Source organism: Nocardioides sp. Bht2 (genome assembly GCF_047308515.1).
In the GTDB taxonomy this organism is placed as follows: domain Bacteria; phylum Actinomycetota; class Actinomycetes; order Propionibacteriales; family Nocardioidaceae; genus Nocardioides.
The window spans coordinates 134620-158948 of the sequence record NZ_JBLBWI010000006.1 but is presented as its reverse complement, the minus strand read 5'-3'; the positions used below and the strand labels follow the sequence as shown (position 1 = coordinate 158948).

The 24329-nt window shown below is 68.9% G+C and carries 21 protein-coding genes; 15 read left to right on the top strand and 6 right to left on the bottom strand.

The features are described from left to right. The first annotated feature begins 17 nt into the window (after positions 1-17). From hrcA to ACLM5J_RS10720, 4 genes are read left to right on the top strand one after another with little or no spacing between them, the layout of a single operon-like run. Positions 18-1040: a heat-inducible transcriptional repressor HrcA gene (gene hrcA / locus ACLM5J_RS10735; protein ID WP_413656404.1), complete on the top strand. Its 1023-nt coding sequence runs from the start codon at positions 18-20 to the stop codon at positions 1038-1040. 29 nt (positions 1041-1069) lie between these two features. Then, positions 1070-2242: a molecular chaperone DnaJ gene (gene dnaJ, locus ACLM5J_RS10730; RefSeq protein WP_413656403.1), complete on the top strand. Its 1173-nt coding sequence runs from the start codon at positions 1070-1072 to the stop codon at positions 2240-2242. A 19-nt stretch (positions 2243-2261) separates the two neighbouring features. Next, a complete protein-coding gene (locus ACLM5J_RS10725) occupies positions 2262-3026 on the top strand; it encodes a 16S rRNA (uracil(1498)-N(3))-methyltransferase (RefSeq protein ID WP_413656402.1) in 765 nt (254 codons plus the stop codon). A 35-nt stretch (positions 3027-3061) separates the two neighbouring features. After that, positions 3062-4318, top strand: a complete 1257-nt coding sequence (locus tag ACLM5J_RS10720; protein WP_413656401.1) for a cytochrome P450 — start codon at positions 3062-3064, stop codon at positions 4316-4318. A 3-nt stretch (positions 4319-4321) separates the two neighbouring features. On the opposite strand, the gene ACLM5J_RS10715 is transcribed toward ACLM5J_RS10720, so the two are convergent. Together ACLM5J_RS10715 and ACLM5J_RS10710 are read right to left on the bottom strand one after the other, a co-directional pair. Next, on the bottom strand, positions 4322-5359 hold the full coding sequence (locus tag ACLM5J_RS10715) for a Gmad2 immunoglobulin-like domain-containing protein (protein ID WP_413656400.1): 1038 nt from the start codon (positions 5357-5359) through the stop codon (positions 4322-4324). Next, on the bottom strand, positions 5356-5937 hold the full coding sequence (locus tag ACLM5J_RS10710) for a SigE family RNA polymerase sigma factor (protein WP_413656399.1): 582 nt from the start codon (positions 5935-5937) through the stop codon (positions 5356-5358). The genes ACLM5J_RS10715 and ACLM5J_RS10710 overlap by 4 nt, the downstream gene beginning before the upstream one ends. 140 nt (positions 5938-6077) lie before the next feature. On the opposite strand from ACLM5J_RS10710, the gene ACLM5J_RS10705 reads away from it, so the two are divergent. The 9 genes from ACLM5J_RS10705 to ACLM5J_RS10665 all read left to right on the top strand — a co-directional run bounded on the left by ACLM5J_RS10705 (position 6078) and on the right by ACLM5J_RS10665 (position 15667). Further along, complete coding sequence (locus tag ACLM5J_RS10705) at positions 6078-7106, top strand: PhoH family protein (RefSeq protein ID WP_413656398.1); 1029 nt, start codon at positions 6078-6080, stop codon at positions 7104-7106. Beyond that, positions 7103-7561 (top strand): rRNA maturation RNase YbeY, encoded by a 459-nt coding sequence (gene ybeY / locus ACLM5J_RS10700; RefSeq protein WP_413656397.1) that lies wholly within the window; start codon positions 7103-7105, stop codon positions 7559-7561. Before ACLM5J_RS10705 ends, ybeY begins: the two co-directional genes overlap by 4 nt. Before the next feature lie 6 nt (positions 7562-7567). Then, positions 7568-8881: a hemolysin family protein gene (locus ACLM5J_RS10695; protein WP_413656396.1), complete on the top strand. Its 1314-nt coding sequence runs from the start codon at positions 7568-7570 to the stop codon at positions 8879-8881. Beyond that, a complete protein-coding gene (locus ACLM5J_RS10690) occupies positions 8874-9179 on the top strand; it encodes a cytidine deaminase (protein WP_413656395.1) in 306 nt (101 codons plus the stop codon). The genes ACLM5J_RS10695 and ACLM5J_RS10690 overlap by 8 nt, the downstream gene beginning before the upstream one ends. A 61-nt stretch (positions 9180-9240) precedes the next feature. After that, a complete protein-coding gene (locus ACLM5J_RS10685; protein WP_413656394.1) occupies positions 9241-10629 on the top strand; it encodes an FAD-binding oxidoreductase in 1389 nt (462 codons plus the stop codon). Then, positions 10626-11909: a class I SAM-dependent methyltransferase gene (locus ACLM5J_RS10680; protein ID WP_413656393.1), complete on the top strand. Its 1284-nt coding sequence runs from the start codon at positions 10626-10628 to the stop codon at positions 11907-11909. The genes ACLM5J_RS10685 and ACLM5J_RS10680 overlap by 4 nt, the downstream gene beginning before the upstream one ends. A gap of 25 nt (positions 11910-11934) precedes the next feature. Beyond that, positions 11935-12708 carry a siderophore-interacting protein gene (locus ACLM5J_RS10675; protein ID WP_413656392.1) on the top strand — a complete coding sequence of 258 codons (774 nt, stop codon included), beginning with the start codon at positions 11935-11937 and terminating at the stop codon, positions 12706-12708. Further along, positions 12701-13789: a GTPase Era gene (gene era / locus ACLM5J_RS10670; RefSeq protein WP_413656391.1), complete on the top strand. Its 1089-nt coding sequence runs from the start codon at positions 12701-12703 to the stop codon at positions 13787-13789. Before ACLM5J_RS10675 ends, era begins: the two co-directional genes overlap by 8 nt. Before the next feature lie 465 nt (positions 13790-14254). Continuing rightward, positions 14255-15667, top strand: a complete 1413-nt coding sequence (locus ACLM5J_RS10665) for an HNH endonuclease signature motif containing protein (RefSeq protein WP_413656390.1) — start codon at positions 14255-14257, stop codon at positions 15665-15667. 135 nt (positions 15668-15802) lie between these two features. Here ACLM5J_RS10665 and ACLM5J_RS10660 read toward each other — a convergent pair whose 3' ends face one another. The 3 genes from ACLM5J_RS10660 to ACLM5J_RS10650 all read right to left on the bottom strand — a co-directional run bounded on the left by ACLM5J_RS10660 (position 15803) and on the right by ACLM5J_RS10650 (position 18053). Beyond that, the gene (locus tag ACLM5J_RS10660; protein WP_413656389.1) at positions 15803-16633 is read right to left on the bottom strand and encodes a septum formation family protein; all 831 of its coding nucleotides are present in this window, start codon (positions 16631-16633) and stop codon (positions 15803-15805) included. A 7-nt stretch (positions 16634-16640) separates the two neighbouring features. After that, positions 16641-17444, bottom strand: coding sequence for a septum formation family protein (locus ACLM5J_RS10655; RefSeq protein WP_413656388.1), 804 nt, complete (start codon positions 17442-17444; stop codon positions 16641-16643). A 126-nt stretch (positions 17445-17570) separates the two neighbouring features. Beyond that, positions 17571-18053, bottom strand: coding sequence for a flavodoxin family protein (locus ACLM5J_RS10650; protein WP_413656387.1), 483 nt, complete (start codon positions 18051-18053; stop codon positions 17571-17573). Between the two features lie 180 nt (positions 18054-18233). Here ACLM5J_RS10650 and leuA point away from each other — a divergent pair, with 180 nt between their 5' ends. Next, on the top strand, positions 18234-20006 hold the full coding sequence (gene leuA, locus ACLM5J_RS10645) for a 2-isopropylmalate synthase (RefSeq protein ID WP_413656386.1): 1773 nt from the start codon (positions 18234-18236) through the stop codon (positions 20004-20006). Between the two features lie 222 nt (positions 20007-20228). Then, on the top strand, positions 20229-21422 hold the full coding sequence (locus ACLM5J_RS10640) for an acyl-CoA dehydrogenase family protein (protein ID WP_413656385.1): 1194 nt from the start codon (positions 20229-20231) through the stop codon (positions 21420-21422). 42 nt (positions 21423-21464) lie between these two features. On the opposite strand, the gene ACLM5J_RS10635 is transcribed toward ACLM5J_RS10640, so the two are convergent. Beyond that, positions 21465-24119, bottom strand: a complete 2655-nt coding sequence (locus tag ACLM5J_RS10635; RefSeq protein WP_413656384.1) for a LuxR C-terminal-related transcriptional regulator — start codon at positions 24117-24119, stop codon at positions 21465-21467. Positions 24120-24329 lie beyond the last annotated feature (210 nt).

The window sequence follows — 24329 nt, the reverse complement described above, 5'->3', positions numbered from 1 at the left end:
CGTCCAGGAGGTGGCCCGTGGTAGTCGAAGACCGTCGGCTTGCCGTCTTGCGCGCCATCGTCGAGGACTACGTCGCCACCGAGGAGCCGGTCGGCTCCAAAGCTCTGGTCGAACGTCACCAACTCGGTGTCTCCCCGGCAACGGTCCGCAACGACATGGCGGTGCTGGAGGAGGAAGGGTTCATCACCCAACCGCACACCAGCGCAGGCCGAGTGCCTACCGACAAGGGGTACCGGCTCTTCGTCGACCGGTTGACGGCGGTCAAGCCGATGAGCACCGCGGAACGCCGGGCGATCTCCTCCTACCTCGACGGCGTGGTCGACGTCGACGACGTGGTCCAGCGCAGTGTCCGGCTGCTCTCCCAGCTGACCCGGCAGATCGCGGTGGTCCAGTACCCGACGCTGAGCCGAAGCACGGTGCGCCACGTCGAGCTCGTCGCGCTCACCAGCACCCGGGTGTTGGCCGTCCTCATCCTCAGCTCGGGTCGGGTCGAGCAGCGTCTCGTCGACCTTGACGACGGGCTCGGCGACGAAGAGCTCTTCGAGCTGCGCACCGTGATCAACGGAGCGGTCGCCGGCAAGATCATCGCGGACGCCGCCGCGGCGGTCGGCGAGATCGTGGAGGAGCTGCGCCCCGGAACCCGGAGCGCCGGGACCGCCGTTGCGCTGGTCCTTGCCGAGGCGATGTCGGACCACCGATCGGACGAACGGGTCGCCGTCAGCGGCGCGGCGAACCTGACCCGGTTCGGCGAGTTCGACACCAACATCCGCCCGATCCTCGAGGCGCTGGAGGAGCACGTGGTGCTGCTCAAGCTGCTCGGTGAGACCGAGGCCGACGGCATGGTCACCGTGCGCATCGGGCATGAGGGTCCGCTGCCGCGGTTCGCCACCACCAGTGTGGTCTCGGCCGGCTACGGCCCCGGCGACACTGCTGTCGCCTCGCTGGGCATCGTCGGTCCGACCCGGATGGACTACCCGGCCACCATGGCCAGCGTGCGCGCGGTCGCCCGCTACGTTTCCCGCATCCTTGACGAAGCCTGATCCCAGGCCCAGCTGAACCAGAAGGACTCATGAGTCAGGACCTCTACGAAATGCTCGGTGTCGCCCGCGACGCCGACGCCGACACCATCAAGAAGGCCTACCGGCGGCTCGCGCGCCAGCTGCACCCCGACGTGAACCCGGACCCGGAGACCCAGGAGCGGTTCAAAGAGGTCAGCCACGCCTATGAGGTGCTCAGCGACCCGCAGAAGCGGGCCGCCTACGACCGCGGCGGCGACGCCTTCGGCGGTATGGGCGGAGCTGGGGGCTTCGGTCAGGGTGCCGGCTTCTCCTTCACCGACATCATGGACGCCTTCTTCGGCGGCAACGCCGGTCAGGGCGGAGGACGCGGTCCGCGGCCCCGCACCCGACGTGGCCAGGACGCCCTGATCCGACTGGAGATCGAGCTCGCCGAGGCTGCCTTCGGCGTGACCCGTGAGCTCAAGGTCGACACCGCTGTCGTCTGTGAGGCCTGCCAGGGTGACGGCGCCGCACCCGGTAGCAAGCCGGTCACCTGCGAGACCTGCCATGGGGCGGGCGAGGTGGCGCACATCCAGCGCTCGTTCCTCGGCGAGATCCGCACCTTGCGCCCCTGTGCGCCGTGCCGCGGCTTCGGCACGATCATTCCCGAGCCGTGCCGCGAGTGTGCCGGCGACGGCCGGGTCCGCTCGCGCCGTTCGCTGACCGTCAAGATCCCCGGCGGCGTCGACACCGGCACCCGGGTCCAGCTCTCCGGTCAGGGTGAGGTCGGTCCCGGCGGCGGCCCCGCCGGCGACCTCTTCGTCGAGATCCAGGTCGCTCCGCACGAGACCTTCGTCCGCCGTGGCAACACCCTGCACTGCACGGTCACCGTGCCGATGACCGCAGCCGCGCTGGGCACCACGCTGCAGCTCCCTACCCTGGAGGCCGACCTGGCCGGGGAGGAGAGCGAGGTCGAGACCGAGTTCGATCTGGAGATCAAGCCGGGCACCCAGTCGGGCACCGACCAGGTGCTCCGCGGGCGGGGTGTGCCGGGCCTGCGCCAGGCGGCACGCGGCGACCTTGTGGTCACCGTCATCGTCGAGACGCCGAGCAAGCTGGACGCACGCCAGGAGGAGCTGCTCCGCGAGCTGGCAGCGATCCGTGGTGAGGAGGCGCCGACCGGAAGCGTGTCGGGTACCTCCAAGTCGGTCTTCGGGCGTCTGCGCGACGCGTTCAACCACTGAGCGCGCTGACAGCGATCCGATGACCGCACACCTGCATTGGGCCCCTGACCTGGCCGGCGTCCGCGTCGGCTCCCAGGTCGAGGTCACCGGCGAAGAGGCGCACCACGCCGTGGTGGTGCGTCGGCTGCGCGACGGCGAGCCGGTGCTGCTGACCGACGGTCGCGGCACGATGCTGACCGGCGTCGTCGAGGCGACCAGCAAGCGCTCCTTCACAGTGCGCGCCGAGCAGGTTCAGAGTCATCCGGAGCCGGTGCCGGCCCTGACCGTGGTCCAAGCGCTGCCCAAGGGCGACCGTGGCGAGCTCGCCGTCGAGGTGCTCACCGAGATCGGGGTCGCTCGGATCGTGCCCTGGGCGGCGAGCCGATCAGTCGCCGTCTGGCGCGGGGAGCGCGCGGCCAAGTCGCACGCCAAGTGGCAGGCCACCGCGCGCGAGGCCGCCAAGCAGGCGCGCCGCCGCTGGTTCCCGCAGGTGCCGGAGCTGGCGCAGACCGACGAGGTCGTCGGTCTGATCGCCGCTGCCGATGTGGCGCTGGTCCTCCACGAGGACGCCGTCGCAGCGCTGCCCGACCTGAGGTCCGGCGCCGCGATGCCGCAGCAGATCCTGCTGATCGTCGGGCCTGAAGGCGGGGTCTCGGAGGAGGAACTGACGGCGTTCGTCGACGCCGGAGCCACCTCGGTCCGGCTCGGTGCCGAGGTGCTGCGTACCTCCACGGCGGGTCTGGCAGCCAGCGCCGCGCTGCTGGCCCAAACCGAACGTTGGCGGGGATCCACCGGAGATTCCTGACGTGCTTCCAGCCGCTCTAGTGGCACGCTGGAACCATGATCCGACACCTCCAGGGAGTGTTGCGCCACACGCTGCTTCGGCTCAGTGGCCCACCTGACCTGGCCCGGTTGGACCGGGTGCCGGACCGGATCGTGTGGCCGTTGGAGCGCGACGGAGTCGAGTTGTCGCAGCGGTTGCTCGATCTCAACGCCGCAGACCCGGTCCACGAGTTGGGCTCGCTGCTGGGCACCCGGATCTGGCTGGTCACCGGGTGGCAGGAGGCACGCCAGGTGCTGAGCGACCCCACCTCGTGGAGTACCGACATCCGGCCGTATCTGGGCCGCCGCGCCGCCGACGAGGTGGGTGGGCTCGGCTTCACCGACCCACCCGACCACACCCGGTTGCGGCGACTGCTGACCCCCGAGTTCACCCGGCACCGGCTGCGCCGGGTGGAGGAGTCGCTGCAGCAGATCGTCGCCACCCAACTCGACGCCATCTCCGAGCGGACCGACGCGGACGGCGTCGTCGACCTGGTGGAGACCTTCGCCTTCCCGGTGCCCTTCCTGATGATCTGTGAACTGCTCGGCCTGCCGGACCGGGACCGCGAGACGTTCCGCGGTCTGGGCCAGGCCCGGTTCGGCGTCGACGAAGGGGGAGTGGGGACGTTCGGGGCGATCTCCTCGTCCCGCGAGTTCCTCAAGGAGGCCACCGCCCGGCAGCGGCACGAACCCGGTCCGGGGTTGATCGGGCAACTGATCCGCGAGCACGGTTCGGAGATCACCGACCTGGAGCTGGCCGGGCTCGCTGACGGCGTCTTCACCGGCGGGATGGAGACCAGCGCCGGGATGCTGGCGCTCGGTACCGGCCTCCTGCTGCAACGCCGGGACCTGTGGCAGCGGCTCCCCGACGACGCCGCGCTGGTCGAGCCGCTGGTCGAGGAGTTGCTCCGCCACCTCTCGGTGGTGCAGGTGGCGTTCCCGCGGTTCGCGCGCAGCAACGTGCTGGTCGGCGAGCGTCAGGTCCGGGTCGGTGACGTCGTCCTGGTCTCGTTGCCGGCGGCCGACCATGACGCCGTCTTCGGCACCGCGCCGCGGGAGTTGGATCCGATGCGAGGCGGTCCCGCCCACCTCGCCTTCGGGCACGGTCTGCACCGATGCGTCGGGGCAGAGTTGGGGCGCCTCGAGCTGCGGACCGCCTACCCGGCGCTGGCCCGGCGCTTCCCGAAGATGCAGCTCAGCGGTGACGACCCCGGCTACCGGGCGCGTTCGCTGGTCTTCGGTGTGGACCGGCTTCCGGTGCGCCCCAACGGCTGAGCCTCAGCCGACCTGGAAGAGCTTGGTGTCCTCGAAGGGGCCGTTGCCCTCGGCGCCGCCGCTCGGGTCGTCGGTGCGTGCGACGAAGGTGTACTCGCCGGGGGAGAGGGCGGAGAGGTCGATCTCGGTCTGCCAGGGATAGAGCATCTTGCTCGCCCAGCCCTCTGCCTGTGCCCAGCCGGAGTCGACCACGCTGCCGTCGGCGTCGAGGATCTCCCAGGGCACGGTGGCCTCGAAACTGTTCGCGACGCCCTGGGCCTGCAGGGTGTTGCCGAACCCCTGGTTGCTCTCCGGCCTGGTGATGTTGACCAGGGAGAGGGTCTTCAAGACCGGAGCGTTGCCGACCGGACCGTCGGTGGCGACACCGAGGACGCGGGTGGCGGTGCGGGTCTGGTTGCCGTCCTCGTCGATCAGGAACGCGACCGGTGCCCGGTCGCCGACGGTCGCCTGCAAGGTGTAGACGACCTGCTGCACCGCGAGGTGGGCCTCGCGCGGCGTCAGCTCCGAGGGCCGGTCGCCGGCGACCGTGGCGGCCACCTGGACGGTGATCTCCTCGCCGTCGTAGGCAGCTGAGTGCAGATCGCCGGCCTGCCACGCGGTGCGGTAGTCAGGGTCGGCGGGGGTCTCCATCAGAGCCGCGATCCCTTGGTCGAGACCTTCGATGGGCGTTTCGGATCGCCGGAACTCGCGGAACAGGACCGGTCCCCGCGGCCCTTCGCCGAGGTAGTAGGCGGGGACGGCATGGGTACCGACGAAGCTGCCCGGGTCCTCGCCCCAACCGTCCGCGGTGCGCTGCTGCTCGGGGGTGGGGTCGCTGGCCAGCGGAGAGTTAGGTGTGTCGTCGTCGCCGTTCAGCGCGGTGACGCTGCCGAAGACCGCCGCGGTGGCCGCGGCGACGCCGACCGCGCCCATCAGCCACGGCTGGTAGCGCCGAGCTGGGGCCTGCGTGCGCTGGCGGATCGCCTCCAGCCGATCGTTCGGCTCGACCTCGGCCGCGGCGTCGTCGAGGATCCGGCGCAGCCAGTCGTCGTTGTTGGTCATGACTCTTCCTTCCAGAGCCCGCCGAGTCGCTCGCGCAGTGCGGCGGCCCCTCGGGAGGCGTGGCTCTTCACGGCTCCGCGGCTGACGCCGAGCGCATCGGCGATCTGGGCCTCGGAGAGATCGAGGTAGTAGCGCAGTACCAGCACCTCGCGCTGGCGCTGGGGGAGTTCGGCGAGCGCGGCGATCACCCGGTCCCGTGTCTCGGCCTGCAGCGTGGGGTGCTCGGCACTCGGTGCCACCGGCTCCCCGGACTGCGCCTCGCGGAGCAGGTGCCGGTCGACCACCTTGCGGTGACGCAGCACGGACCGGGAACGGTTGACGACGCTCTGCCGCAGGTAGGCCAACGCCTTCTCGGGCTCGCGGAGCCGGTTCCACCGGCCGTGCATGGCGACGAAGGCGTCCTGGACGACCTCTTCCGCGGTGCCCTGGTCGCGGACCAACAGGACCGCGAGTCGGACCAGGGAACGCCAGTGTGCGGCGTACAACTCGGAGACGGCGGTGTCGGCGTCCCAGGACCAGGCGGACGTCACGACCACACCAGAGCACGGGAGCTGCGGAACCAACACATCGATCGTCACGCTATCTCCACGCCCGAGCCCGGCAGGTGGTTGACACCCGCGGAGATCGAATTCCCGACACTCGGATCCAGCCCCCGGCGGCGCCGCGGTGCTAAAGGAATGTCGGCTCCACCCGGGTCCGCCGTAGCATGGGTGTCACGATGACTGAGAGCAAAACCGGCCCCGCCCCGCAGCCTGAAGGCACCCGACACACCGTCGTGGTTCCTGCCAGCATCAACATGGTCCAGTTGCTCGGGCCCGCCGACGAGAATCTCGCCAGGATCGAGCGTGCTTTCAACGCCGACATCCACGTCCGCGGCAACCAGATCACCCTCTACGGTGACCTGCGCGAGATCGCGTTGGCGGAGAAGGTTCTCGAAGAGCTGGTCGCGATCATCCGCACCGGTCAGGGGCTCGCCCCCGAGACCGTGGAGCGCGTGATCGCCATGCTGCGCGCCGAGATCAAGGAACGACCGGCCGAGGTACTGAGCGCCAACATCCTCAGCAACCGGGGCCGCACGATCCGGCCCAAGACGCTGAACCAGAAGCGGTACGTGGATGCGATCGACGCGAACACGATCACCTTCGGGATCGGGCCCGCCGGTACCGGCAAGACGTACCTGGCGATGGCGAAGGCCGTGCAGGCGCTGCAGAAGAAGAACGTGAACCGGATCATCCTCTCGCGTCCCGCCGTCGAGGCCGGCGAGAAGCTGGGCTTCCTGCCCGGCACGCTGACCGAGAAGATCGACCCGTACCTGCGTCCGCTCTACGACGCCCTGCACGACATGATCGACCCGGACTCGATCGCCAAGCTGTTGGCTGCCGGAACCATCGAGGTCGCACCACTCGCCTTCCTACGTGGACGGTCGCTCAACGACTCCTTCATCATCCTCGACGAGGCGCAGAACACCACGCCCGAGCAGATGAAGATGTTCCTGACCCGGTTGGGCTTCGGCTCCAAGATCGTGGTCACCGGTGACGTCACCCAGGTCGACCTCCCCGGTGGCACCAAGTCCGGCCTGCGGGTGATCGAAGGGATCCTCGACGGAGTCGACGACATCTCCTTCAACCGCCTGACCAACCACGACGTCGTCCGGCATCGCCTGGTCGGCGAGATCGTGACCGCCTACGAACGCTTCGACGAAGAACGAGCGAAGCGCGCTGAGAAGAACCGAGGAGAAACCCGGTGAGCATCGAGATCCTCAACGAGTCCGACTACGAACTCGACGTCGAGAACCTGGCGTTGCTGGCCCGGTTCGTGATGGATGAGATGCGGGTTCACCCGTTGGCGGAGCTCTGCATCAAGGCCGTCGACGAGGAGACCATCGCCGAGCTCAACGAGCACTGGATGGAGAAGGAGGGACCGACCGACGTGTTGGCCTTCCCGATGGACGAACTCCGCCCCGGCCTGGTCAACGAGGAGCTCGAAGAGGGCGTCCTCGGCGACCTGGTGCTCTGCCCGGTGATCGCCGAACGGCAGGGCGAGACGGCCGGTCACGGCACTGTCGCCGAGATCGAACTGCTGACCACGCACGGCATCCTGCACCTGCTCGGCTACGACCACGCCGAGCCGGAGGAGCACAAGGAGATGTTCGGTCTCCAGGCGGAGCTGCTGCAGCGGTGGCGCAGCCGCGCCCAAGGCTGATCCTCGATGACCGCTTCCGACCTATGGCTGCTCAGCGCAATCCTGGGCCTGGTCCTGCTGGCCGGAGTGATCACCGCTTCGTACGCGGCGCTGAGCACCTTCTCGCGGGCCCGGGCAGCCGAGATCGCGGCCGAGAAGCGGGCCGGTTCGCGGGCCCTGCTGGTCGTCCTGGACGACGCCCCGCGGTTCCTGAACACCGCCCTCTTCCTGCGTATCCTCTGTGAGGTCGCCGCGATCGTGGTGGCCACTCAGCTGGCCGCCTCGCTGATCGACGGCTGGTGGCAGACGTTGGGGATCACCGTCGCCGGCATGACCGTGGTCTCCTTCGTGGTGATCGGCGTCGCCCCGCGCACCCTGGGCCAGCAGCACTCGGTGCCGGTCGCGCTCTTCTCGGCCGCGCCGTTGATGTTCGCCACCAAGATCCTCGGCCCGCTACCGAAACTGATGATCCTGATCGGCAACGCGTTGACGCCGGGCAGGGGTTTCAGCGACGGCCCGTTCTCGACCGAGACCGAGCTGCGCGAGATGGTCGACCTGGCCGAGGCGTCCAGCCTGATCGAGAGCGGCGAGCGGAAGATGATCCACTCCGTCTTCGAACTCGGTGACACCACCGTGCGCGAGGTGATGGTGCCCCGCAACGACGTCGTCTTCGTGGACCGGCACAAGAACCTGCGGCAGACCATGTCGCTCTTCCTACGCAGCGGATACTCCCGGCTGCCGGTGATCGGCGAGAACCTCGACGACGTGGTGGGCTTCGCCTACCTCAAGGATGTCGCCAAGCGCGACTTCGACCATGCCGAGGCTCAGCTCACCGAACGGATCGACGAGCATCTGCGTCCGGTCCACTTCGTCCCCGACAGCAAGCCGGTCGACGAGCTGTTGACCGAGATGCAGGCCCGCCGCCAGCACGTGGCGATGGTGGTCGACGAGTACGGCGGCACCTGCGGTCTGGTCACCATCGAGGACCTTCTCGAGGAGATCGTCGGCGAGATCACCGACGAGCACGACCAGGAGGAGATCGAGGTCGAGGTGCTTCCCGACGGTGCGTTCCGCGTCTCGTCGCGATTCCCGGTCGACGACCTGGACGAGCTCTTCCCCGAACATCCGGTCAACGACGAGGAGGTGGACTCGGTCGGCGGCCTGCTGGCCAAGGAGCTGGGCCGGGTCCCGATCCCCGGTTCGACGGTCGAGGCCTACGGGCTCCGCTTCGAAGCCGAGGGCACCCGCGGTCGACGCAACCGGATCCGCACCGTGGTGATCAGCCGGGTACCTGTCGCCGACCCGGAGCCGAGCGCGGACTACGCTGATCCGCATGCCTGAGGAGCTCTCCGCCGAAGACCGCAAGCTGCAGACCCTGGCCCGGGCGACCCGGGCCCGGACCGGCGCCGCACAGGGCGCCGCGGTCCGTGACACCGACGGCCGTACCTACGCTGGCGCCACCGTCGAGCTGCCGTCGCTGCAGGTCTCCGCGATCGGTGTCTGCATCGCGATGGCGGTGGCGTCGGGCTCCCGCGGGCTCGAGGCTGTCGTGCTGATGGGCACCGACACACTGCCGCCCGCAGACGCCGCCGCGATCCAGGAGTTCGCCGGCGATCAGGTGACCGTCCACCTGCGCTGAATCGTCGCGCCGCGGATCTTAACCACTGGTCGGAGTGGTGCCCGGGCGCTAGCGTGGGGGCGTGACCTCCGCCGGGTGGAGCCAACATCAAGCAGCCGTCGACCGGCTGCTGGCCTCGTATGCCGCGATCGCACCGGGTGCCGAGGTGCGGTTGGCGAAGCGGACCTCCAACCTCTTCCGGCCGCGTCACGAAGCCCGCGCGGGCCTCGATGTCAGCGGTCTCAACGGGGTGATCGAGGTCGACCCGACCACGCAGACCGCTGAGGTGCAAGGGATGTGCACCTATGAGGACCTGGTCGCAGCGACTGTGCCGCACGGCCTGATCCCGTTCGTGGTGCCGCAGCTGCGGACCATCACGTTGGGCGGCGCCGTCACCGGGCTGGGGATCGAGTCGACCAGCTTCCGCAACGGTCTGCCGCACGAGTCCGTGCTGGAGATGGAGATCCTCACCGGCGCGGGGGAGATCGTCACCGCGCGCCGGACCGGCGAGCATGCCGATCTCTTCGCCACGTTCCCCAACTCCTATGGCTCCCTGGGCTATGCGACCCGGCTCAGGATCGAGCTGGAGCCGGTGCCCAACGCCGTCCGGCTGCGGCACCTGCGGTTCGACGATGCGGCCCAACTGGTCAAGGCCGTCGACACGATCGTGGAGTCGGGGAGCTGGGAGGGCGAACGCGTCGACGGCCTGGACGGCGTCGCCTTCAGCCCCGATGATCTCTACCTGACGCTGGCCACCTGGGTGGAGGCCGGTCCGCAGGAGCCGCGCAGCGACTACACCGGCAGCGAGATCTACTACGCCTCGCTGCAGCGTCGTCGCCACGACCTGCTGGCGTTCGAGGATTACATCTGGCGGTGGGACACCGACTGGTTCTGGTGCTCTGGTGCCTTCGGTCTGCACAACCCACGGATCCGTCGGCTCTGGCCACGGCGTTACCGGCGCTCTGACGTCTACCACCGACTCGTCGCCCTCGAACGTCGTTATGGCGTGGTGGACCGCCTCGACCGGTTCCGCGGGCGGCCGCAGCGGGAACGGGTTATCCAGGACGTCGAGGTGCCTCTCGATCGGCTGCCCGACTTCCTGGCCTGGTTCGATCTCAACGTCGGGATGCGTCCGGTCTGGCTCTGCCCGCTGCGGCTGCGCAACGGTTCCGCGGGACGGACGCGGCCCTGGCCCACCTATCCGCTCGACCCCGGAGTCACCTATGTCAACGTCGGCTTCTGGGGCACGGTGGCGGTCGGTGATGGCGCTGAGCAGGGTCCGCGCAACCGCGCCGTCGAGGCGTACCTCCAGGAGTCCGGCGGGCACAAGTCGCTCTACTCCGAGGCGTTCTACGACCGCGCCACCTTCGACCGCCTTTACGACGGCCCCCATCTGGAGACGGTGAAACGACGCTACGACCCCAGGCACAGGTTGACCTCGCTCTACGACAAGGCGGTTCGACGACAATGAGCTCGACAACTCCGATCACCATCGGCGACGCGGTCGCCTCCCTGCTGCGGGACGGGATGCCGTTGCGGTTCACGGCCTACGACGGGAGTACGGCCGGACCGGCGGACGCCGAGATCGGCCTGCACCTGCGCAACGAACGTGGCCTCTCCTACATCCTCACCGCCCCCGGCGATCTCGGGATGGCACGCGCCTACGTCAGTGGCGACCTGGACATCGAAGGCGTCCATCCCGGTGACCCTTACCCGGCGATGCTGATGCTGCAACGACACCTGCAGTTCCGTCGTCCGAGCATCAGTGAAGCGCTCAAACTTGTGCGTGGCTTGGGGATCAGCCACCTCAAGCCGCCGCCTCCGCCGGTACAGGAGCACCTGCCTCGCTGGCGGCGGGCGGTCGAGGGCCTCCGGCATTCGATGGCGCGCGACGCCGAGGTGATCGCGCACCACTACGACGTCTCCAACCGGTTCTACGAGCTGGTGCTCGGTCCGTCGATGACCTACACCTGTGCGGTGTACGCAGACGAGGCGACGACGTTGGAGCAGGCCCAGGCCGCCAAGTACGACCTGATCTGCCAGAAGCTTGCGCTGCAACCGGGCCAGCGGCTGCTGGACGTCGGCTGCGGCTGGGGCGGAATGGTCCGGCATGCGGCCCGCGAGTACGGGGTGCGGGTCCTGGGGGTGACGCTCTCCCTGGAACAGGCGCTGTGGGCGAAGGAACGGATCGACGCCGAGGGTCTCAGCGATCTGGCCGAGGTGCGCCATCTCGACTACCGCGAGGTGGTGGAGCACAACTTCGACGCGGTCAGCTCGATCGGGCTCACCGAACACATCGGGGTCGGCAACTATCCGGCCTACTTCGGGTTCCTGAGAAGCAAGCTCCGGCCCGGCGGGCGGTTGCTCAACCACTGCATCACCCGCGCAGACAACCGACCGACCCAGACCGGCGCCTTCATCGACCGTTACGTCTTCCCGGACGGCGAACTCACCGGCTCCGGGACGATCGTCAGCGCCGTCCAGAACGCCGGCCTGGAGGTCCAGCACGCCGAGAACCTCCGGTTGCACTATGCGCGCACCCTGGCGGGCTGGTGCGCGAACCTGGAGACGAACTGGGACGAGTGCGTCGCCGAGGTGGGTGAGGGGACGGCCCGGGTCTGGGGGCTGTACATGGCGGGTTCGAGGATCGCGTTCGAGCGCGGTGAGATCGAGCTGCACCATGTGCTGGCCACCCGCAACCACGCCGATGGTCGTAGTGGCTTCCCGATGCGTCCCGACTGGCAGCCGTGACTCTGCGGCCCGGTAGCCTTGAGCGGTGAGTACCCGGGCCGAACAGCACACCGCAACCGTGCTGCAGCGTGAGCAGTTGTCGGAGCATCTGGTGCGTCTTCGCCTCGGTGGTGAGGGTCTGCGCACCTTGACCAGCACCGGCATCGCCGACGAATGGGTCGGCCTGATCGTCCCGGGCCAGTTCCAGAGCCGTTACTACACGGTGCGTGAGCTGGCCGACGGCGAGCTCACCCTCGACGTCGTTGTCCACGAGGTCGGCCTGGTCACCGAGTGGGCGTTGGGGGAGTGCGTCGGTGACGAGGTCACCCTGACCGACGCGAAGGGTTCCTTCCTGCTTCCTGAGGACGCCGAGTGGTTGCTCCTGGTCGGTGACCTGACCGCGATGCCGGCGATGGCCCGGATCGCCCGGGAACACCCGGACCTGCCGACCACGGTGCTGGCCGAGGTCCCCGACGAACTGCCCGGGTACCTGCCCGAGCATGTCGACCTGCACTGGCTTCCAGGCCACGGCGACGGCCTGGCTGCCGCCGTCGAGGGGCTGGAGTGGCCCGAGGGTCCCGGTTACTTCTGGATGGCTGGTGAGTCGGCGCAGATGCGTGCGATCCGCAAGCACCTGATGCGGGTCCGGAAGCTGCCCAGCACCCACTACGACGTGATGGGCTACTGGCGGGCGACGGCGGGGCGTCAGCCTCGCGCCGTCGACCCGGGCCCGATCTACCGAGCCGGCAAGGCTGCCGGCAAGACCGACCAGGAGATCTGGGCGGACTACGACGCAGCACGAGAGAAGAGCGATGACTGAGCCGCACGAGGACCCCGCCCACGAAGAGCCGGCGCTCGAGGAGCCCGAACTCGACGACGAGCTCGACGAGGATGAGCTTGAGGAGGACGAGGACGAGTTCGACGACGACTTCGACTACTCGCACTTCGCGGCTGCCGAGGCGACCGGTTTCTCGATCGACATTCCCGAAGGGCACCGCAGCGGGTTCGCCTCGTTCGTCGGGCGGCCGAATGCGGGCAAGTCGACGCTGACCAACGCTTTGGTCGGTACCAAGATCGTGATCACCTCGTCGCGCCCGCAGACCACCCGCACCGTCGTCCGCGGCATCGTGCACCGTCCCGACGGACAGCTGATCCTGGTCGATACCCCTGGCCTGCACCGGCCGAGGACGCTGCTCGGTGAGCGGCTCAACGACCTGGTGATGGCGACCTGGTCCGAGGTGGACGTCGTCGCGGTCTGTTTCCCGGCCAACGAGAAGATCGGCCCGGGAGACCGGTTCATCGTCAACGAGCTCGCCAAGGTGCGGAAGTCGATCCGGATCGCGGTGGCGACCAAGACCGACCTGGTCACCCCCGAACAGCTCGGCGAGCACCTGCTCTCGATCGCCGAGCTGGGCCGCGAGACCGGAACCGACTGGGCCGAGATCGTCCCGGTCTCCGCTGTCAGCGGCAACCAGGTCTCGCTCCTCTCCGATCTGCTGCTCGGCCTGATGCCCGAGGGGCCGCCGCTCTACCCGGACGGCGACCTGACCGACGCCCCGGAGCAGATCATCGCCGCCGAGCTGATCCGTGAGGCCGCGTTGGAGGGTGTCCGCGACGAGCTGCCGCACTCGATCGCGGTCGTGGTCGAAGAGATGCAACTGCGCGAGAACCGACCCAAGGACAAGCCGCTCCTGGAGATCCACGCCAACCTCTTCGTGGAGCGCGACTCCCAGAAGGGCATCGTGATCGGCCACAAGGGTTCGCGCCTGCGTGAGGTCGGCACCGCCGCCCGCAAGCAGATCGAAGCGATGCTCGGCACCCCGGTCTTCCTCGACCTCCACGTCAAGGTCGCCAAGGACTGGCAGCGCGACCCGCGTCAGCTGCGGCGGTTGGGCTTCTAAGCGCCGGTCGGACGTCGGACGCGCGGTGACGCGTCCGACGTCGCGCTGATCTGGCGGGTTCGCCAACTCGGCGTCGCGGCGGTTTCGGCGGACCGCTGGCTGAGAGTTGACGGCGACCTTGCCTCCGGCGCTGTGCGCCAGAGAGCAGCCGTGATCTGGTTGCGCCGAGGTCCCGGCCACTCGAGCAGATTGCGGCCAGTGTCTCGGAAACGGATCGAGACCCGGTGCCTTGGGGGACATCCCGCCAGGTCCGGCTCCGATTCTGATGCTCCTAGGTCTGGACAAGCGCCAGGGAACCAGGTGCGGTTGCTGGGAGCGGGTTCGAAGTCGAGGCGGGCTTCGGTGCGCGCCTTGAGCTGGCGGGGAACGGCTCCGATTCCTTGGGCGTAGGGCAGTCGGAGGCTCGGCCACGACAGCAAGAACTCACCCGGGGATTCTGTCGGGGGTCTCTGGTGGACTGGTTGCATGATCGAGATCGACGCCCGGCATGTTCCGTATGAGGTCACTGACCTCGATGCGGGGTGCTTGCTTGCGGTGATCTCGGAGAGCCGCGAGTCCGCGTTGGTGCTGGCTCGGCGGCAGCTGCGGTTGGCGTACCAGTGGTGCGTGCTCAACCCCGTGGTGGACGGCTGCGCGGCAGCCTCGTGGTGCGACGACCACGCGCTCGCCTCCCTCGACCTCGACGACGTGCTCGGTGGCGCTGGGACGCCGACTGTTGCTGCGTTCGCGGCCGAAGAGTTCGCCGCCGCCTCCGGGGTGTCGCGGTTCGGGGCGTTGTCGCTGCTGGCCGATGCGTTGGACCTGCACCATCGGCTCCCGCGGTTGTGGATCAAGGTGGAGCTGCTGGAGGTGCCGGGCTGGAAGGCACGTCGGGTTGCGGAGCTGACCCGGAAGCTCTCCGCGGAGGCGGCGGCCTGGTTCGACCTACAGCTCGCGGTTGGTGAGCGGTACGGCTGGCCGACCATCGAACGGTTGCTGGCTATGGCGGTCGCGAAGTTCCACCCTGAGTTGATCTGCGACAAGACCGGCCCGCTCTCCAAAGCCGACTGGGGTGTCACGCTCACCCACAAACACGGCCCGGAGGGCACCGCCTCAGGTACCTCGACTCTGGACGTCGTCGGGGACTCGCTCGACCTGGCCCGGTTCCACGACCTGGTCTGCGAAGAAGCCGAACGGCTCCGCCGCGCAGGCGACGTGGACACGTTGGGCCAGCGGAAGGCGAAAGCCCTTGGCTCAATTGCCGAGGTTCAAGACACCCTCGACTTTGGAGGTCTCGACAAGCTCGACCACCGGAGTTCCGTTGATCGAGCCACCGTTGATCGAGCTTGTCGAGATCGCTCCCGGGCTTCGACGGCTCGGCGCGGTCTGCGGGTCTTCGTCCACACCGCCCTCGCCGATCTCTTCGGCACCGACGACCTCGCGCTCGCCGACGCCGACAAGCTCGGCCCGGTGCTCGTTACCCAGCTTGAAGATTGGCTAAAGCGTCACGGCTCCATCGCCAGCGTCACCCCGGTCATCGACCTGAACCGCACCGGTGCCGTCGACCGGCACGACCCACCCGCCTGGATGGCCGAGCAGGTCCGCCAACGCGACCCACACTGCGTCTTCCCACACTGCACTCGTTCATCCGCCGACGCGGACCTCGACCACATCGAGCCGTACGACAGTGGTGCTTCGGAGCGACGCGGGCCACCGGGCAAGACGCCGCTCGGCCAAACCGCGCCCGAGAACCTGGCGCCGCTCTGCAGACGGCATCACCTGGCCAAGACCCACGGCCGCTGGAAGTACCAACGCACCCGCGACGGCAACTACCTCTGGACCGACGCCCACCAGAACCTCTGGCTGGTCACGGCCGTCGGCACGGTTCAGTTGAACTGACCTCAACCGAACTGGCCTCAGCTGTGCCGACCTCACCTGTGCCGACACCACGAACCGCAGCACCGCTTCCTCCGTGGCCGAACCGGCGACCGGAGGTAGCGGCGCGCCACCAGCACGCTAGATCAGCGGGACGGGTCAGGCCGGAGCCCAGCAGATGCCGTAGCGGCGGCCGGACTTCCACTGCTCAGCGGTGGGCCACTCGTAGCCCCAGCGGTAGTTGAGAGCGTCGCTCGCGCCCCGACGGGCCAACTCCTTGCAGCGTTCGGCGCCGGCCTTCTCAGCAGCAGTCCTACCGGGCCACTTGTCTCCCTTGGCGCCCTTCACCTCGATGGTGCCGGTCGCCCGCCAGGAGTGGCTGCTGGCGCACTGCACCCGCTTGAAGGCCGGGGTGCCCGGCTGGGCGGTGCCGCACATGCCGTAACGGGTGCGACCCGCATCCGAGTTGAGCACTCCCTTGAGTGAGCCGGGGAGGGGAGCGAGCTTCTCCGGGGCCGCGATCACCACGACGTCGCAGCGGTACCACTGCTCGCCGGCGTCCGAGGCCTCCACCGTGGGGGCGAACCAGACCGAGGTGATCATCGAGAGCCGACGCTGCTCGGCCGAGCCACCCAAGTAGGAGTCGACCGCCCGGGCGCACCGAGCCGGAGGCTGCTTGCGAACATACGCAGAGTCGACCGCCAGCAGATGGCCATCGACCACCGTGTCCAGCTCGCCGACGGCGACGGTCCGGGTGGTCGGTGACTTCTTGCACGAGCTCGGCTCGACATCGGTCGTCGGCTCCATGATCTGCGCCCAACTCAGCTGGTAACAGGCCCCCACCTTCGGGGGCGGGGGAGGCGTGAGAGCGGTCCGAGCCACTGTCGGCGATGCGCTCGGCTTCTCCGCCTGCTCATCGTCCGAGCCGCCGCTGCACGCGGTGAGCGCCAATACGGCGGAGGCCAGGATCGCGGTCAGGGAGCGGATCATCGCCGACTCACTTGGTCGTCTTCGCCCAGCAGACCGAGCGGCGATTGCCGGCTTCCCACTCAGCCTCGTGGAACCACGTGTAGCCGAACTGGTAATCCGGCGGGTAGTTCAGCCAGGCCACCACGGACTTGGAGCAGAAGTCACGCGACTTCACCTCCACCAGTCGGTCGCCCGGATACTCCGCGGTGTCGGCACCGACCTTGATCGTGGTCACCGCGCGCCAGGTGTGTGGCTCCGAGCAGGGCACCTTGACCGAGCCGGCGACCGACGCGCCGTCCGCGCAGACCATCCACTTGTCGTTGGGCTTGCCGAGCATCAGGTCCCGGGTGGTGGCGGGCAGGTTGACGTACTCCTTGGACTGGTCGCCGCCGCCGATCACGTCGCAGCGGTACCAACGGGCGCCGTCGTCCCAAGCCTTCTCGCTCGGCCGGAACCACGCCCAGCTGAGCACGGTACGCATCACCAGCGAGTCGTCGGCGCCGAGGAACTTGCTGTAGTTCTCCGAACAGGTCTGGTAGGCGAACTTCCCCAGGGCCTTGTCGTCGTAGTCGACGTCGTCGAACGACTCCGGAAGCGCACCCACAGCGAAGGTCTCCGCCGTGTGCGGCTTGGCGCAGTCGACGGTCTTGGTGGCGTTCGAGCTCTTCGCGACGTCGTCGGGGGAGAGGACCCGGCAGGCGCCCAGTTCGGGCTGCTCGACGGCGTCGACCTGGTCGGGATCGACATCGGCGCCGGCGTCTCCACTGCAGGCGGCGAGCGCGGTGAGGAAGAGGAGCGCGACCGAGTAGCTGCGCAGCCGCTTGATCAGCACGTCGTCTCCCCTTTGGTGGCCCCAGCCTCGGTGGCCGTAGTCGTCCAGAATCTTACCTGGGCCCGGTGTGCTCCCACGGTGCAGTCGGGGAACTGAGCGGCGCGTTCGCGACCGCTGCGGGCAGGGTCACTCCATCAGCAACGCGGAGAGGGTCGCGCCCAGTTCGTAGGCGGCGGCCTCGTCGTCGGCGTCGACGTCACCGAGGATCGAGAGCACCGGGGCGGCCAGGTTCCAGCCGAGCGCCGCAGTGATGCTCTGCACGCTGCGGATCCCGCCCTCGGTGTCGTAGCGACCGTGGATACAGAGGCCGTACGGCTTCCGCCCGGCCTGGGCCGCGCCACCGCCGTGCTCGTCCAACGCGCCGCCGATCTCCAAGAAGGTGCGGTCGAAGAGATCCTTCGTCATCCCCGCCATGTACCCGAAGTTGGTCGGGGTCACCAACAGGACGCCGTCAGCGGCGTTGATGTGTTCGGCAAGCGTCTCGCCGACCGGCCTGACGTCGACCTCCACACCCTCGATCGCCTCGTCGCGAGCCCCCGCCTCGACGGCGCGCAGCAGGGTCGCCAGGTGAGCGGTCGGGGAGTGGTGGGCAACCAGGAGACGGGCCATGTCTCCCATTGTGACCCGGACCGGGTGTCATCGGTGGGGCCTCGTCGGTTACAGTGGGTCTCGTCATGAACAACGTGCTCCTGCTTCGCTGCCGCAGCAAGGTCTGAATCTGCCGGACCCCCTTGCTGCGGAGTTCTTGTGCGCGACCGGCGCCGAACCCATCTCGTCAGCGAGGACACCATGACCAATCTGAGCAACTCCGCCAATAGCCAACGCCCCAGCGGAATGCCGTTCCAGCGTTACACCGCCTTCGTTCCGGTCGACCTGCCGGACCGGACCTGGCCGACCAAGAAGATCACCGTCGCCCCCCGCTGGTTGTCGACCGACCTGCGTGACGGCAACCAGGCATTGGTCGAGCCGATGAGCCCGGCCCGCAAGCTGAAGATGTTCGACCTGTTGGTGAAGATGGGCTACAAGGAGATCGAGGTCGGTTTCCCGAGCGCCAGCCAGACCGACTTCGACTTCGTCCGCCAGTTGATCGAGGGCGACCGGATCCCCGACGACGTACAGATCTCGGTACTGACCCAGGCCCGCGAGGACCTGATCGAGCGCACTGCCGAGTCGCTGGCCGGCGCGCCCCGAGCCACGATCCACCTCTACAACGCCACCGCTCCGCTGTTCCAGCGCGTGGTCTTCGGCGTCACGCCGGCCCAGTGCACCGAGATCGCGGTCCGCGGTACCGAGATGGTCGTCAAGTACGCCGAGAAGTACCTGTCCGACATCGTCGGCTCCGAGCAGTTCGGCTACCAGTACAGCCCGGAGATCTTCACCCAGTCCGACACCGACTTCGCACTGAGCGTCTGTGAAGCGGTCTCCGACGTCTGGCAGCCGGAGGCAGGTCGCGAGATCATCCTGAACCTGCCGGCGACCGTGGAGATGTCCACGCCGAACACCTACGCCGACCAGATCGAGTACTTCAGCCGTGGCCTGACCCGGCGCGAGCACTCGGCGATCAGCCTGCACCCGCACAACGACCGCGGTACCGCGGTCGCGGCCAGCGAGCTGGGCCTGATGGCCGGTGCGGACCGCGTCGAGGGCTGCCTGTTCGGCCACGGTGAGCGCACCGGCAACGTCGACCTGGTCACCTTGGCGATGAACCTGTTCAGTCAGGGCATCGACCCGCAGGTCGACTTCTCCGACATCGACGAGGTCCGCCGCACGGTCGAGTACTGCACCCAGCTGCCGGTCCACCCGCGACACCCGTACGCCGGCGACCTGGTCTACACGGCTTTCTCCGGCTCGCACCAGGACGCGATCAAGAAGGGTCTGGAGGCGCTGGACCGTGAGGCCGAGGCGCAGGGCATCTCGGTGCGTGACATCGCCTGGGAGGCGCCGTACCTGCCGATCGACCCCAAGGACGTCGGCCGCAGCTACGAAGCCGTGATCCGGGTCAACAGCCAGTCCGGTAAGGGCGGCGTGGCCTACATCCTGAAGGCCGAGCACAACCTGGACCTGCCGCGCCGCGCCCAGATCGAGTTCAGCCGGGTCATCCAGCAGCACTCCGACGCCGAGGGCGGCGAGGTGACCCCGGAGAACATCTGGAGCATCTTCAGCGCCGAGTACCTGGAGCGCGAGGCTCCGTTGAAGTTGAACTCGGTACACACGTCCTCGGCCGCCGGCGCCCAGGACCAGCTCAACGTCAACGTCTATGTCGACGGCGAACTGCGTGAGCTGAGCGGCAGCGGCAACGGACCGATCAACGCGTTCACCAACATCCTGTCCGACCTGGTCTCCAGCGAGCAGGCAGCCGGTAACCCGCTCTACGCCAACCGTGGCGACGTCCGGGTCCTGGACTACGTCGAGCACGCCCTCTCTGCGGGCGGCGACGCGATCGCTGCCGCGTACGTGGAGTGCGCGGTCGGCGACAAGGTGCTGTGGGGGGTCGGTCTGGACGCCAACATCGTGACGGCGTCGCTGAAGGCCGTGATCTCGGCGATCAATCGGGCCGCCTGACGCCTGAGCCGACGTAGACGGCGCCCGTCCCGAGCAATCGGGGCGGGCGCCGTCCGTTGTCTGCGGGGTGGCCGCCTGCTGGCGAGGTGGGGTCCGGATCGGGTGGAACAACTACGTGGCGGACCACGTAGTTGTCCGGATCCGGGGAGCGGGTGACCTGGACCACTGTGGTGGCCATCACAGATCATGTCGGGCTCGTGCCCGCGTCGAGAAAGGCCAGCCATGTCCGCCGTACTCACCGCGCCCCCCGCCCTCGAGGGCGACCACCTGACCCGTGCCCGTGCCGTCGCCGAGATCGTCGAATCCGAGGCCAACGCGATCGAGGCACAGGCCACCATCACCCAGCCGGTCTACGACGCGCTTGTGGCGAGTCGGCTCTTCTGGATGCTCGTGCCCCGCGAACTCAACGGTGAGGGACTGAGCCTGGTGGAGAGCTTCGAAGTGATCGAAGAACTCTCCCGGGCGGACGGCTCCACGGGCTGGGCCTTCATGGCCAACAGCCTGAGCACGTCGCTGGCGGCCGGCTTCCTGGCCGACAAGGGCGCCCGCGACCTCTTCGCCCATGACGTGCCCGGCATCACCGCAGGGATGATCCTGCCGACCGGCTCCGGTCGCCGGGTCGAGGGCGGCTACGTGGTCACCGGCAACTACCAGTTCGCGAGTGGCTCAGCGCACGCCTCCTGGGTGGGGGCCGGTTTCATCGTCAAGGACGAGGAGGGGAACCCGCTCACCTCGGCGGACGGCCAGCCGGTCTGCCGTACCGCCTTCGTGCCGCGGGAACAGGTCGAGTTCCGCGGCAACTGGGATGTCTGGGGCCTGGTCGGCACCGGCTCCTACGACTACGGACTGACCGAGGTCTTCATCCCGGAGGAGCACGCCTTCGACACCTTCTCCACCACGCCGGTCCGTCCCGAGCCGGTCTATCGCTTCGGCCTGCTCGGCATCGGCGTCGGCGGGCACGCTCCGGTCGCGCTCGGTATCGCCCGTCGGGCGCTCGACGAGATCGTGAAGATCGCCAGCGTCAAGGGACGGGTCGGCTATCCCACCGTGATCGGCGACTCCGAGCTCTTCCGGCTGGAGTTCGCCAAGCACGAGGCGCTCTACCGGGCGGCGCGCGCCTACGTCTACGAGGTGCACGGTGAGGCCGAGGAGTGGATCAACGCCGGCAACGAGCTCACCCAGGTGCAGGGTGCCCGGCTGCGCCAGGCGGTGACCTGGGTCCAGGAGGTGGCGGCCGAGGTCACCGACTTCGCGCACCGCTGGGGCGGCAGCCAGTCGTTCCGCAACCCCACCGCGCTGGGTCGCGCCACCCGCGACGCCGCGGTCGCCACCCAGCACCTGCTCGTCGACCCGATGACCATGGTCGACGCCGCGGGTCCGATCATGGGCGAGTACGGCGCAGGTCGTCAGGCCTGACGACGATGAGCCCGGCGGCGCGGCGTTGTCCGCGCCGCCGGGTCAGCCCCGCAACGCCGCAGCGACCTGGGTGCGGTTGGTGACGCAGAGCTTCTGCAACACGCGCTCGACGTGCCCCTCCACCGTCCGCGGTGAGAGCACCAGACGGGCCGCGATCTCCTTGTTGGACAGGCCGTCGGCAACCATCGCCGCCACCTCGTTCTCGCGGCGGGTGAGGTCGTTGACGCCGGGCTGGCCACCGGTGCCGAGAGGTGCCTCCTCCGTCTCATCGAGAGCGAAGGCGATCGCCGCCGTCACCGACTTCAGGGCGCCTTCGGCCTGCAATCGGGTGTAGCGGTCGGCTCCGAGTTGGTGGCGAGCTGCAGCGACATGGCGTTCGCGGACCTCGACCCAGTGCCGGGAACCGTAGAGCTGACGGCCGAAGCCACCCCAGAGTTTGGCGGCGGAGCCGGCCAGGATCGCCGCCCGTTCGGCTTCGCTGAGGACCGTCTCGGACCAGCCGAGCAGGTCGAGCAGCAGGGTCGCGCCGATCTCGTCGTCGAACTCCCGGATCCGGCCGAGGCCGGCGCGGGCCAACTCCCGGGCCCGCTCGGCGTCGCCCGAGCGCAGGGCCACCGAGCCGAGGCCGAACTCGGCGTAGGCGCGGTACCAGCGCTCGCCGGTGGCCTCGGACTGGGCCTCGACGGCGGCATAGTGCTGTTCGGCGAGCTCCACCTCGTCCTTCGATGCATGCAGCATTCCCAGGTGCACGCCGAGCGCGGAACGCAGACCACCGCGGGGCGGGCGCTCGCGGTAACGGGCCAAGGCGTCGAGCAGCAGGGGCTCGGCGCGGTCGAACTCTCCGGCGAAGTACGCGATCAGGCCACGCCCGTGTTCGACGAAGTCGAGGGTCCGGAGGTCGTCCGCGGCCTCCGCGATCCGCCCCGCGACGTCGAGTGCAGTCGCCGCACTGGCGCGGTCTCCCTGAAGGGTCTCGACGAAGGCCAGGGTGGCCAGCACCTCGCCCTGCACGGGAGTTCCGGCGACGCTGTCGGCGAGGCGGTCCAGCCAGAGCCGGTGCTCACGTACCGAGAAGCCGCCCGCCCACAGGAACCAGGGCTCGGCGACCACCTGGGCAGCCGTCGTCCGCACCTTGGGATCGGTCTGACTCTGTGCCGCCCACTGCAGCGCTGTACGGAGGTTGGCGCGGTTCGCCCGGAACCAGGCGTTGATCCGGACCTGGTCGGGACCGGTCCACGCCGTCACCAACTCCCGGACCTTGGCATGGATCCAGGTCAGCAGACGGCGGTGCAGGTCGTCCGTCGCCGTCTCGTCGAGGCGGCTCTGCCCGTACTCGCGGATCGTCTCCAGCATCCGGAAGCGGACGGCGCCCGCCCGCTCCTCGCGCAGCAGGATGGACTTGCCGACCAGCGCCATGATCGCGTCGAGGACCCGGGGTGCGGGCAGGGAGGCGTCGGCGCAGACCTCTTCGGCCATCACCAGGTCGAAGCCGCCGGCGAAGAGCGAGGCCCGTGACCAGAGCAGTTGCTGCTCGGGCGTGCACAGGTCGTGGCTCCAGTCCAGGGTGGCGGCCAGCGACTGGTGCCGGCTCGGCGCGGCCCGGTTGCCGGTGGTCAGCAGCTCGAGACGGCGATCGAGGCGGTCGGCGAGCTCGGAGACCGACAGCACCGGCAGCCGCGCACAGGCCAGTTCGATGGCGAGGGGGAGGCCGTCCAGGCGGGCGCAGACCCTGCGCACCGCCTCCCGGTTGCTGTCGTCGATCCGGAAGCCGCCGAGGACGGCGTCAGCACGGCTCTCGAACAACGCCACGGCAGTCTCCGTGGTGTGGTCGTCGTCGGCCGCGCTGCCTGGGCCCGCCACCGGGAGCGGGGCGAGCGGGAAGGTGAACTCCTCCGGGAGCGAGAGCACTTCGCGGCTGGTCACCACGATGGTCAACGACGAGGTCTCCTGGAGCAGGGTCCTGACCAGCGCCGCGCAGGCGTCGACGACGTGCTCGCAGTTGTCGATCACCAGCAGCATCTGACGATCGGCCAGATACTCGACCAGAGCCGCCTCGGCCGTCGAGCCCTGTTGGTCGCGCCCGGCCAGTTGAAGACCTTCGAGCACGGCCTGGGGGAGCAGCTCCGGGCTACGCAGCGCGGCCAGTTCGACGAACCTGACGCCGTCCGGGAAGGCGCGACGGACCTCGTGAGCCAGCCGGGTGGCGAGCCGGGTCTTACCGATCCCACCGATCCCGGTGATCGTGATCAGCCGGTGGCCGCCGAGGAGGGTCCGGAGCCGGGAGAGCTCGGCACGCCGTCCGACGAACGCGGTGGAGAACCGGGGGAGGCCGACGGGCGGCGTCCCGGTGCCGGTGGGTTCGGGTTCCGGCTCGCTGACGGCGCCGGGGTCGGCCTGACTCTCCAGCCGGGCGCGGGCGATATAGCCGGCGAGGGTGGAGGCTGCGTGCTGCCAGTCCAGCGCTTCGGCGACGTCGGCCACGCGGAGGTCGGGATCGGCGGTGAGCAGACCCCGGATCTCGGCGCCGTAGCGGTCGTAGAGGGTGCTGCGCGAGCCGCGGGCATCCTCGGGGGCGGTGCTGAGGGAGAGTGCACGACGGACGGTATTGCGCGACATGCCCAATTTGCGGGCAATTCCCTTGATGGATTCGCCCGAGGTGTGGAGCGCGTTGATTCGCTCCCACTCGTCCTGGTTCATGAAGTCGGCTCCGCGCAGTGTGAATGAGGGGTGATTGCTATCACTTTTGTCGACTGATCGCAGGAAGTCAAGGAGGGCCATCGCGGCTCTTCGTGGCGTCGACCGCAAGGGGGTCAACTAGTGGAGGCGTGGGTGCCAGCAGTGCTCCGCCGGGCGAATCTAGACACGTCGGTGAGCGTGAAATCCAGGCCGAACCGGTGGTTGCGCGGG

What these genes read in the sequence shown, in the direction of transcription:
- ACLM5J_RS10640 (WP_413656385.1), top strand. Translation starts at nt 20,229, where the DNA reads ATGTCCGCCGTACTCACCGCGCCCCCCGCCCTCGAGGGCGACCACCTG.
- ACLM5J_RS10690 (WP_413656395.1), top strand. Translation starts at nt 8,874, where the DNA reads ATGCCTGAGGAGCTCTCCGCCGAAGACCGCAAGCTGCAGACCCTGGCC.
- ACLM5J_RS10665 (WP_413656390.1), top strand. Translation starts at nt 14,255, where the DNA reads ATGATCGAGATCGACGCCCGGCATGTTCCGTATGAGGTCACTGACCTC.
- ACLM5J_RS10650 (WP_413656387.1), bottom strand. Translation starts at nt 18,053, where the DNA reads ATGGCCCGTCTCCTGGTTGCCCACCACTCCCCGACCGCTCACCTGGCG.
- leuA (WP_413656386.1), top strand. Translation starts at nt 18,234, where the DNA reads ATGACCAATCTGAGCAACTCCGCCAATAGCCAACGCCCCAGCGGAATG.
- ACLM5J_RS10720 (WP_413656401.1), top strand. Translation starts at nt 3,062, where the DNA reads ATGATCCGACACCTCCAGGGAGTGTTGCGCCACACGCTGCTTCGGCTC.
- ACLM5J_RS10680 (WP_413656393.1), top strand. Translation starts at nt 10,626, where the DNA reads ATGAGCTCGACAACTCCGATCACCATCGGCGACGCGGTCGCCTCCCTG.
- ACLM5J_RS10695 (WP_413656396.1), top strand. Translation starts at nt 7,568, where the DNA reads ATGACCGCTTCCGACCTATGGCTGCTCAGCGCAATCCTGGGCCTGGTC.
- ACLM5J_RS10715 (WP_413656400.1), bottom strand. Translation starts at nt 5,359, where the DNA reads ATGACCAACAACGACGACTGGCTGCGCCGGATCCTCGACGACGCCGCG.
- ACLM5J_RS10725 (WP_413656402.1), top strand. Translation starts at nt 2,262, where the DNA reads ATGACCGCACACCTGCATTGGGCCCCTGACCTGGCCGGCGTCCGCGTC.
- era (WP_413656391.1), top strand. Translation starts at nt 12,701, where the DNA reads ATGACTGAGCCGCACGAGGACCCCGCCCACGAAGAGCCGGCGCTCGAG.
- dnaJ (WP_413656403.1), top strand. Translation starts at nt 1,070, where the DNA reads ATGAGTCAGGACCTCTACGAAATGCTCGGTGTCGCCCGCGACGCCGAC.
- ACLM5J_RS10635 (WP_413656384.1), bottom strand. Translation starts at nt 24,119, where the DNA reads ATGAACCAGGACGAGTGGGAGCGAATCAACGCGCTCCACACCTCGGGC.
- ACLM5J_RS10660 (WP_413656389.1), bottom strand. Translation starts at nt 16,633, where the DNA reads ATGATCCGCTCCCTGACCGCGATCCTGGCCTCCGCCGTATTGGCGCTC.
- ACLM5J_RS10705 (WP_413656398.1), top strand. Translation starts at nt 6,078, where the DNA reads ATGACTGAGAGCAAAACCGGCCCCGCCCCGCAGCCTGAAGGCACCCGA.